We start from the raw sequence: 2,557 nt of genomic DNA, 5'->3' as shown, positions 1-2,557 counted from the left end.
GGCGGTGTTCGACTGGACCCGCCCAGTGATCGAGGAATACGTCACCGACGTGCTGCCGCTGTTCGACACGGCAGGCGCCGGGATGCTGTGGCCGACCGAACGACAATCCAGGATCACGGGCAGCTACATCGGGATGAGGTTCGCCGAGTACCGCGACGACCTCGGCTTCGACGCCGCGCTGCACCCGCACTGTCTGCGGCACTCGTATGTGACCCATCTGATCGAGGACGGGTTCGACCCGCTGTTCGTGCAGCAGCAGGTCGGGCACCGGTGGGGATCGACCACAGCCCTCTACACCGGCGTCTCGGGCGACTACCGCAACCGCACCCTGCGCCGCGCTCTGGACGCCGCGTTCACCCCACCGACCGCTGTTGAGGAAGGATCACGCTGATGACGAAGACCGTTGCCTACCACTGGCATCTGCGCAAGATCATGAACGAGCACGCCATGTTCGCCACCACCGAGCTGGTGCCGCTGCTGGCCGACCGGGGCGTGGTGATGACCTCGACCCAGGTCTACCGGATCGTGGTCGGCGAGCCGGAGCGGTTGAACATGCGGCTGCTCGCCGCGCTCTGCGACATCTTCGACGTCACCCCCAACGACCTGATCGAGCCCTACGTCGCCACCAGCTCGCGGCGCGGACGCAAGACCGGCACCACCGGCACCAGCACGCCGTCGAAGCCCAGCCGGAACCGTCCGACCCGTGCGGTCATCAAGCCTGCTGGGGACTGACCGGCTGCATGGCGAGCACGATCGTCCACGGTGAGTGTTTCCGCTGCGGACGGGTGAGGAACCTGCGCTGGAACCACGCGCTCAACCGGGGTGAGTGTCGGGCTTGCCGCGCCCGCCGCTCACCCCAGGAGACCTGCACCGGCTGCGGCAGGCAGCGGCGGGTCAACGCACGCACCAGCGACGGCGGCGCTATCTGCACCACCTGCTACGCCCGAAACCGCGCCGGTGACGATGCTTGCGAGGGATGCGGCACCATCGGCCCGCTCGCCACCCGAGCTGGCGGGAAGTCCGATGGATCGCGGAATCTCTGCGTTCGCTGCTACCGGCACCCGCGTCGGTCCTGCGGTGTCTGCGGCCGGCTCAAGCGAGTCGCGTTGAAAGCGACCGCCACGAGCCCGGATGTCTGCCCGACCTGCTACCAAGCGCCGGTCATCGACTGCTCGATCTGCGGACAGCACGCTCTCGGCCGCCGCACCACGAACCACGGTCGGCCCCGTTGTTTCGCCTGCCAAGCCACCCAGCAGATCGACGCCGCGCTCACCGGCCCGGACGGCATGATCCGGCCCGAGTTGAAACCCGTCCGCGATGCCCTGACCGAGCTACGCCAACCCCGCTCGCTGCTGAACAACTGGCACGACTTGCCGAGCCTGCACCTGCTCACCGACATCGCTCAAGGCCGGCTCGACCTGTCACACGATGCTCTCGATGCCCGCCCGCACGTGTTCTCGGTGACCTACCTGCGCGCGATACTCGTCGCCTCCGGTGCGTTGCCGCCCCGGGACGAGAACGCCGCCCGGCTACACCGCCACGCTGCCGAAGTCGGCGCCGACATCACCGATCCTGAGCTGCGCGGCGTGCTGTCCCGCTATGCCCGCTGGCACGTCGTCGGCCGCGCCAGGACCAACCGCCACGGGCACCTCACCTCTCATGCCGCCGCACGCTGCCGCAGCGACATTCACACCGCCCGCGCCTTTCTCGACCACCTGACCGCGGGCGGTCACACCCTCGACGACTGCCCGCAAGCCTGCGTGGACGCCTGGCTCAGCACGAATCGCAGCACCCGCCTGGGGTTCGTCCGCTGGCTCACACGAGGCGGCTACCTACCCCGAGTTACGTTGCCCGAACCCGTCGCGGCGAAAGACCCCGCCCATCAGGTTGACGCCGAAGATCAGCTGGCCCTTGCCCGCCGACTCCTGCACGACTCCACCGTCGCCAGCATTGAGGATCGCGCCGCCGCCTGCCTGATCCTGCTCTATGCCCAGCCCGTCGCGAAGATCGCCGCCCTGACCACTGATGACATCGAGGTCCGCGACACGGGAACCTATCTGCGGCTCGGCCGCGAACCGCTGCTGCTGATCCCGCCTCTGGACGGGCTGGTCACCGCGCTACCGGTCGTCAAGCCGTTCGGCACCGCGAGCATCCTGGCTGATGCCCGGTGGCTGTTCACTGGCAAGAACGCGGGCACCCATCTTCATCCCGCTTCACTCATGCGGCGGATGAACCAGCTCGGGATCATCACCCGCGCCAGCCGGAGCACCGCGCTGTTGCACCTGGCCTCCACGACCCCGCCCGCCGTGTTCGCCTCGCTCATCGGCATCCACATCACCACCGCGACCCGCTGGGCTGAACTCACCGGCTCAGCCTGGAACACCTACGCCGCCACCCCGCGCTGACGACCAAGGTCACTCCCGCTCCGCGTGAAGCAAGGTCGCGGTCTGCTCTACCCAGCGTCGTTGCCTGCCCGTCTCGACAGCTCGCCGGTGATAGTGGGAACGGACCCACGCCACCGCGTCTTCTGGCGCGACACCGCTCATCGTTGCCAGCA

At 68.4% G+C, this 2,557-nt stretch carries 3 protein-coding genes; all 3 read left to right on the top strand.

Translation table 11 applies throughout. The features are described 5' to 3' along the window. A partial coding sequence (locus P0D62_RS18880) for a tyrosine-type recombinase/integrase (RefSeq protein WP_275704074.1) occupies positions 1 to 391 on the top strand: 391 nt, incomplete at its 5' end. Next, on the top strand, positions 391 to 732 hold the full coding sequence (locus P0D62_RS18875) for a helix-turn-helix domain-containing protein (protein WP_275704073.1): 342 nt from the start codon (positions 391 to 393) through the stop codon (positions 730 to 732). The genes P0D62_RS18880 and P0D62_RS18875, both read left to right, overlap by 1 nt. A gap of 374 nt (positions 733 to 1,106) precedes the next feature. Continuing rightward, positions 1,107 to 2,405, top strand: a complete 1,299-nt coding sequence (locus tag P0D62_RS18870) for a hypothetical protein (protein WP_275704072.1) — start codon at positions 1,107 to 1,109, stop codon at positions 2,403 to 2,405. The last annotated feature ends 152 nt before the right edge of the window (positions 2,406 to 2,557 follow it).

This window comes from Tessaracoccus caeni (genome assembly GCF_029211185.1).
In the GTDB taxonomy this organism is placed as follows: Bacteria; Actinomycetota; Actinomycetes; order Propionibacteriales; family Propionibacteriaceae; genus Arachnia; species Arachnia caeni.
This window is presented reverse-complemented; position numbering and strand designations above follow the sequence as displayed.